This is a genomic window from Fusobacterium sp., assembly GCF_032477075.1.
Taxonomy (GTDB): domain Bacteria; phylum Fusobacteriota; class Fusobacteriia; order Fusobacteriales; family Fusobacteriaceae; genus Fusobacterium_A.
The window spans coordinates 1-7,124 of record NZ_JAWDXO010000066.1; the positions used below are offsets into that span (position 1 = coordinate 1).

Here is a 7,124-nt window from a genome sequence, read left to right on the forward strand (position 1 = left end):
GAGAGATGGATTTAAAATGAGAAGAACAGCAATAGAGTATGGAGTGGATGTTCTGACAGCTTTAGATACAATCAGTGCTATACTTAGAATGCAGGATAGACATATTGAAGAAGATAAGCTTGATGTATTTGATGTAAGTAAAATTTAATGAATGTTAAAAAAGAACAGTTTAAAGTTTTAATGGCTTTAACTGTTTTTTTAGAATTTATAAATTTTTAACAAAAGAAATGCTCTTTTAACACTTAGGGAAAGCATAAAATAAAAAATATAAAATCTCTAATTTAAGAAGATAAATTTTTTCTACTTCAAATTTTAAAAATTTTTTGAATCCAAGTAGTTTTAAGAATAAAAGTTTTAAAATTCCTGTTTTTTAATTCTAGAAATAATTGTTTATATATCTAAGAAAAGAAAAATTGAATTATGAAAATTAAATGATATAATAAAATTACAAAAAATTACAGATAATAGGAGGAGATACTTAATGAAATTATTAAAAAAGGTAATATTTTTGTTTCTATTTTTTACAGGAATCGCGGTAGCCTGTCCTGACAAAGATTTTCACAGAAAAATGGAAAGATATATTCAAGAAACAACAAGTCTAAAAAAACAGGGGAAGAAAATTGTAGTAGACAGTGAAAAAATTGTTATGGAAACATTTTTGGCTGTAAAAGGAGATAGGGATAGGCTAGAAGGAGCACTAGCTATTGTTATGACAGGATTATTGAAATATTCAAAAAATCATGGTTATGAATTGTATATAAAAGATCCTGAAGGAAATGAGAAAGGATTTATGGAATTTATAGGAAAATAAGTCATGCATATGTCAAGGAAGTTAAAAATAATTTTATGATAAGATAAATAAGAGATAATAAAAAAGCTGCCATATAGGCAGTCTTTTTTATACACTAAAACATTAAAAAGATCCATAATTAATTGCTACAGCTATAACCATAAAAATAACCTGCAGCAAAAACATAATTATAAATAAGGGAGTGATAAATCTATACCATTTTTCTATTGGAAGGCTCATCAGTCCACAAACAGTAGCAGCTGATGTAGGCCAAAACATATTAGAAAAACCATCTCCAAATTGGAAAGCAAGTACAGCTGTTTGTCTTGTAAGTCCAATAGCATCTGCTAAAGGGGCCATAATAGGCATAGATGTAGCTGCCTGTCCTGAACCAGAAGGGATAAAAAAATTGATGAAGTTTTGGACAACAACCATTCCTACAGCAGCAATAGTTTTAGGCATAGTAGAAAGTGTATTAGCCATAAAATTTATTATAGTATCAATTATGTGGCCATTTTCCATTACAATAGTAAGTGATCTTGCTACCCCCACTGCCATTGCACCAAAAATAACATCTGAAACTGATTTTACAAAAAGAGAAGCTATCTGACTGAAATTATACCCTCCAACTAATCCAGTAATTATCATCATGATGAAGAAAAGAGTGGAAAGTTCATTCAGATACCATCCAAGCTGACTTGTACCATATACAAGTAAAGCTATAGTTACAACAAAAAGTAGCATTATAAACTTATGCTTTCTATTAAAAGGAAGTTGTTCCATCTCTTCACGGTTCATTCCATCTGAAAAATTGAATTTAACATCTTTAACAATTGAAAGTTCTGGATGAAGTTTTACTTTTCTTGCATAAAGCATAAGATAAATAATTGCACTTCCTTGAAAGACGATAAAACACATAATTCTTAGGCCAATTCCAGAACCAATAGGAAGTTCTGCAATTCCTTGGGCGATTCCTATTGTAAATGGATTGAGAGTAGCAGCAGCAAATCCTGTAGCTGTACCAAGAATAACTGCAGCTCCACCAACTAAAGCATCATATCCTAAAGCTACAGATATTCCCATGAAAGCTGGAAGCAGTCCATAAGTTTCTTCATAAAGACCAAAAGTAGATCCACAGATACCAAATACTACCATAAAAATAGGAAATATCATAGTTTCTTTCCCATTAAATTTCTTAATAAGAGAACCAAGAGAGCCATAGAATGCTCCTGTTTTTATTAAAAGATATACAAATCCATAAGCAAAGAATATAAAAAATATAATATCAGCAGTAGAAACTAATCCTTCTACCACTGCCATAAATATATGGAATGGAGAAACAGGAGTCTGTTCAATATATTTGAATGACCCTTGTACAACCATAGTTCTGTTTAGAACTGGATCTATTGCTCTTTCGTATGTACCTGCTGGTATAATATAGGTTAAAACTGTTAATATAACAAGAATGATTCCAATTATCACATAAGTATGTGGTATTGTAAATTTTTTTCTAGTAGTATTTTCTGACATTTTTTCCTCCCTCAAGATATTATAAAAATATATTTTTAATAAATTTTACAAAATAAAAAAATCACAGTTTAAAGCACTAAACTGTGACAAAAAAACTTAACTATATGCAATATAAAATGCATATAGATCAGAATCACAGATAGCACTCCATTGAAATAATCAATGACAGTAGTATAAATATTTTCTATACTCCCAACAAAAGAATTTTAGCATTTTCTTTCATTTCGGCAGAATTCCCTTTCTAATCACTTCAATGTCTGCCAGACTAAATGATCATACTAATGTTTTCTGCACCTCTATCTTTCTTTTTATTTTTATAAGGCTGATTATACGTCAACATAGATAAAAAGTAAAATATAATAAATTAATCAATTGTATTTTTTTTATAAATATAAGATATGAGTATAATAAAATTGGAGACTATATTCATATAATGAAGATTACTTTCTTTTAAGTTTTTTAAACTCTTCTTTAACAATTTTTAATAATTCAGGCTCAAGATAAAGTTCCAAAGCAGCACCAGTCATAGCTTTTACAGATTTATGAAGTTTATCATATGCTTCTTCTGAATTCACATATTTTAAATATGCTTCATCGTGAACAAAACATATTTCATCAATATTGAGAGCTAGTTCTGTATACATAGTAGGACATATTTGGCTAACATTTCCTATATCAGAAGAACCACTGGCCCCATCTTTTTTATCAAGAAAATTATTTATGCCAACTTCTATAAGATTTTTTCTCATTAAATCCTGTAAAGATGGAAGATTTAAAAGATTATCAAATGAATTTTCATATTTTTCATATTTTAAAACAGCGCCAGTCATAAGTTCAGCACCTTTTGCACAATTAATAACTTTTTGAGTAAGGGAATTTAAATAGGTTCTATCATTTGATCTGATATGAAATTTACATTCAGCAAAATCAGGAACAGTATTAGGAGCATCTCCACCACTTGTGATGATACCATGAATTCTTGAATCAGAAGTTATATGTTGCCTCAAACAATTAATACCACTATACATTAACTGAACAGCATCTAAAGCATTTATTCCTTCATCTGGATGGGCAGCAGCATGAGCAGCTTTACCATTGAATTGAAACTTGATACAATCAATAGCCAGAGTTTTACAATTGAGATTGTTATTGCTTTCCAGATGCATCTGAAATACAATATCAATATTATCAAAGGCATTTTTTTCTACCATATTTACTTTTCCACCTAAAGTTTCTTCAGCTGGAGTTCCTATCAATATAACTTTACCTTTGAAATTATTTTTAAATTTTGATAAAACAAGAGCAGCACCATAAGTTCCAGCAGCTATCCAGTTATGTCCACAGGCATGTCCTGGGACTTTATCAGGACCATATCCAGGAAGAGCATCATATTCAGCTAAAAAAGCTACGCTCGGTCCATCATTATCTCCATATTCAGCTCTAAAAGCTGTAGGAAGACCACAATAATTTTCTTCTACAGAAAAGTTATTTTTCTTTAAGAGGTCTATAAGATATTTTGAAGAGAGAAATTCTTTTTCTCCAAGTTCTGGATTTTTAAAAATATAGTCACAAACAGCTTCAATATCTTTTTTGTAAGTGTCTTCAATAGCATAAAGTTTTTTTTTAATACTTTCTAATTTAAACATTTTTCCCTCCAGACTTATATTATTTAATATTATAAATGTTACATTAAAAAATATAGCATGTCAATTGATTATTTGATATAATTAATTTGAAAGAAATACTTGAAAAGCAATTGTATATTAAAACTTCTTGACAAATTAGTAAAAAATCGTTATAATACTTCTTAGTAAAAATTAGGAGGAAAGAGATGAAGAGGGGAAAAATATCAAAGGAAATCACTGAACAGATATTTATACCAATTTTTTTTTATTCATTTTTTAAATTTTATTTAAGAGAATTTTTTTCTAATTTTACACTACATGATTGTAATTTAATTTTTTTATTATAGGGATATAACTTTTATAGTTATATCTTTTTTTTTAGAGGAGGGAAGATGAAAGGAAAGCTTATTCTAGAAAATGGTATGAGTTTTGATGGAAAGATTTTTGGACACTTTGGGGAAACAACAGGAGAAATAGTTTTTACTACAGGAATGACGGGTTATCAGGAAGTTTTAACTGATCCCTCTCTTTATGGGAAAATAGTTGTTATGACTTATCCTATGGTGGGAAACTATGGACTAAATCTTGAAGATATGGAATCTGATAGAATACATCTGAAAGGATTCATTATAAAAGAAGATGCGAAACTTCCAAATAATTTTAGGTGTGAGATGACTTTAGAAGGTTTTTTAAGTCAATACAATGTAGTGGGATTTAAAGGAGTAGACACAAGGGAACTAACTAAAATAATAAGAGATAATGGTTCAATGAAGGCTATTATTACAGATAAAGAATTGACACATAAGGAATTAAAGGAAAAGTTTAATAATTTTTCTTATGAAAATGCAGTAGAGCAAGTAAGCAGAAAAGGTATAATTGAGATTGGGGGAAATGGATTGAAAATAGGAGTATTAGATTTAGGAGTAAAAAGAAGTACTTTAGATTTACTAGAAAAAATGGGATTTGGTGTATCTGTATTTCCTTATGACACTTCATCAAATGAATTGCTAAAACATAATCTTGATGGGCTTATTATTTCAAGTGGACCTGGAAATCCTGATGAAATGATGCATATAATGAAAACTGTGAGAGGAACTCTGGCAAATATTCCTATGCTTGGAATATCTTTAGGAGCACAGCTTCTTAATTTAGCTTTAGGTGGCAGTATAAAAAAGATGAAAAATGGGCATAGAGGATCAAATCATCCAGTAGAAGATTTAAAAAGAAATAGAATATATATAACAGATCAAAATCATGGATATTCAATAGAAAAATTAGGAATATATTCTGAAACTACACATGTTAACCTAAATGACAAAACAATAGAAGGGTTTAGATGTGATGCTCTTGCAGCTATGGGAGTTCAATTTATGCCAGATTTTTGTACAGAAGACTCAAATAATATGTTTGCAGACTTTTTATCATTAATTGAAAATGGAGTAAATACTAAGGGAATTGATGATGAACACAGCAGTGAATATGATGAAAATTTTGAAGCTGATGATGAGTCAGCAGAAGGATATCTGAATTAGGAGGGGGAAAATGTTAGATAAGTCTATAAAGAAAACATTAGTAATAGGTTCAGGACCAATTATAATAGGACAGGCAGCAGAGTTTGACTATTCAGGAACTCAGGCTTGTGAAACATTAAAAAAAGAAGGAATAGAAGTTGTACTTATCAACTCTAACCCAGCAACAATAATGACAGATAAAGCAGTAGCTGACAGAATATATATTGAACCAATTACTTTAGATTTTGTTGAAAAAGTAATTGCAAAGGAAAAACCTGATTCTGTAATTGCAGGAATGGGAGGACAGACTGGTCTGAACATGGTAGTTGAATTACATGAGAAAGGTATTCTTGAAAAATATGGAGTAAAAGTAATAGGAACACCTGTAGAAGCTATAAAAAAAGGGGAAGACAGGGAAATATTCAGAGAAACTATGAATAAACTTGGAGAACCTATTATTCAAAGTAAAATAGTGGAAAATCTTGAAGAAGGATTTGAAGTAGCAAGAGAAATAGGATATCCAGTAGTTGTAAGACCTGCATATACACTTGGAGGAACTGGTGGCGGAATAGCTAATGATCCAAATGAACTGGAAGATATTCTAATGAAAGGTCTTTCATTATCAATGGTAGGTCAAGTTTTACTTGAAAAATCTATCTATGGATGGAAAGAAATTGAATATGAAGTAATAAGAGATAAAAATGGAAATACTATAGTTGTATGTAATATGGAAAATGTAGATCCAGTAGGAATCCATACTGGGGATTCAATAGTTGTTGCTCCTACACAGACTTTATCTGACAAGGAATGCAGAATGCTTAGAGCTTCAGCTGTGAAAATAGTAAATGAAGTTGGTGTTATTGGAGGATGCAATGTACAGTTTGCTCTGCATCCAAAATCATTTGAATATGCAATAATAGAGATTAATCCAAGAGTATCAAGATCATCAGCACTGGCTTCTAAAGCAACAGGGTATCCAATAGCAAGAGTGTCAACAAAATTGGCTATGGGATATACTCTTAATGAAATAGTAAATGAAGCAACTCAAACTACTTATGCTTGTTTTGATCCTACAATAGACTATATAGTTGTAAAAATACCTAAATGGCCATTTGATAAATTTAAAAAGGCAAATAGAAGATTAGGAACAAAAATGATGGCAACAGGGGAAGTTATGGCAATAGGAAATAACTTTGAAGCAGCATTTTTGAAAGGTATCAGATCACTGGAAATTGGAAGATATAATTCTTTATGGAAAAAATTGAATGGATTGTTAAACAGGAAGAAATAATAAAAAGAATGTCTCTTAGAGATTTAGATGAAATATATCTAAGAAAACTTAAAAAGAAAGGTTTTTCTGATAGAGGTATTGCTGAGTTAATGAAAATAAGTGAGGAAGATATAACTTCTAAGAGAAAAGAGCATTATATATTACCAGTATATAAAATGGTGGATACTTGTGCTGGAGAATTTAAAGCCTCATCTTCATATTACTATTCAACATATGATCAGTATGATGAAGTAGAAGTATCTGACAGAAGAAAAATTGTAGTAATAGGTTCAGGACCAATCAGAATAGGTCAGGGGATAGAATTTGACTACTGTACAGTCCACGCAGTAAAGACACTGAAGAAATTAGGAATAGAAAGTATAATAATCAATAATAAC

At 30.2% G+C, this 7,124-nt stretch carries 4 protein-coding genes, 1 pseudogene and 1 riboswitch; of the genes and pseudogenes, 3 read left to right on the top strand and 2 right to left on the bottom strand.

All coding sequences use genetic code 11. The features are described from left to right. Positions 1-481: 481 nt before the first annotated feature. Positions 482-811: a hypothetical protein gene (locus E6771_RS15590; RefSeq protein ID WP_316092262.1), complete on the top strand. Its 330-nt coding sequence runs from the start codon at positions 482-484 to the stop codon at positions 809-811. 102 nt (positions 812-913) lie between these two features. Here E6771_RS15590 and E6771_RS15595 read toward each other — a convergent pair whose 3' ends face one another. Together E6771_RS15595 and E6771_RS15600 are read right to left on the bottom strand one after the other, a co-directional pair. Then, positions 914-2,320 carry a YfcC family protein gene (locus tag E6771_RS15595; protein ID WP_316092263.1) on the bottom strand — a complete coding sequence of 469 codons (1,407 nt, stop codon included), beginning with the start codon at positions 2,318-2,320 and terminating at the stop codon, positions 914-916. Between the two features lie 132 nt (positions 2,321-2,452). Then, a riboswitch (Lysine riboswitch) is annotated at positions 2,453-2,627 on the bottom strand. Positions 2,628-2,760: 133 nt separating this feature from the next. Next, positions 2,761-3,966 carry a M20 family metallopeptidase gene (locus E6771_RS15600; RefSeq protein ID WP_316092264.1) on the bottom strand — a complete coding sequence of 402 codons (1,206 nt, stop codon included), beginning with the start codon at positions 3,964-3,966 and terminating at the stop codon, positions 2,761-2,763. Positions 3,967-4,337: 371 nt separating this feature from the next. Here E6771_RS15600 and E6771_RS15605 point away from each other — a divergent pair, with 371 nt between their 5' ends. Together E6771_RS15605 and carB are read left to right on the top strand one after the other, a co-directional pair. Then, the gene (locus E6771_RS15605; RefSeq protein ID WP_316092265.1) at positions 4,338-5,477 is read left to right on the top strand and encodes a carbamoyl phosphate synthase small subunit; all 1,140 of its coding nucleotides are present in this window, start codon (positions 4,338-4,340) and stop codon (positions 5,475-5,477) included. 10 nt (positions 5,478-5,487) lie between these two features. Further along, a pseudogene (gene carB, locus E6771_RS15610) lies at positions 5,488-7,124 on the top strand (carbamoyl-phosphate synthase large subunit); the annotation flags it as partial.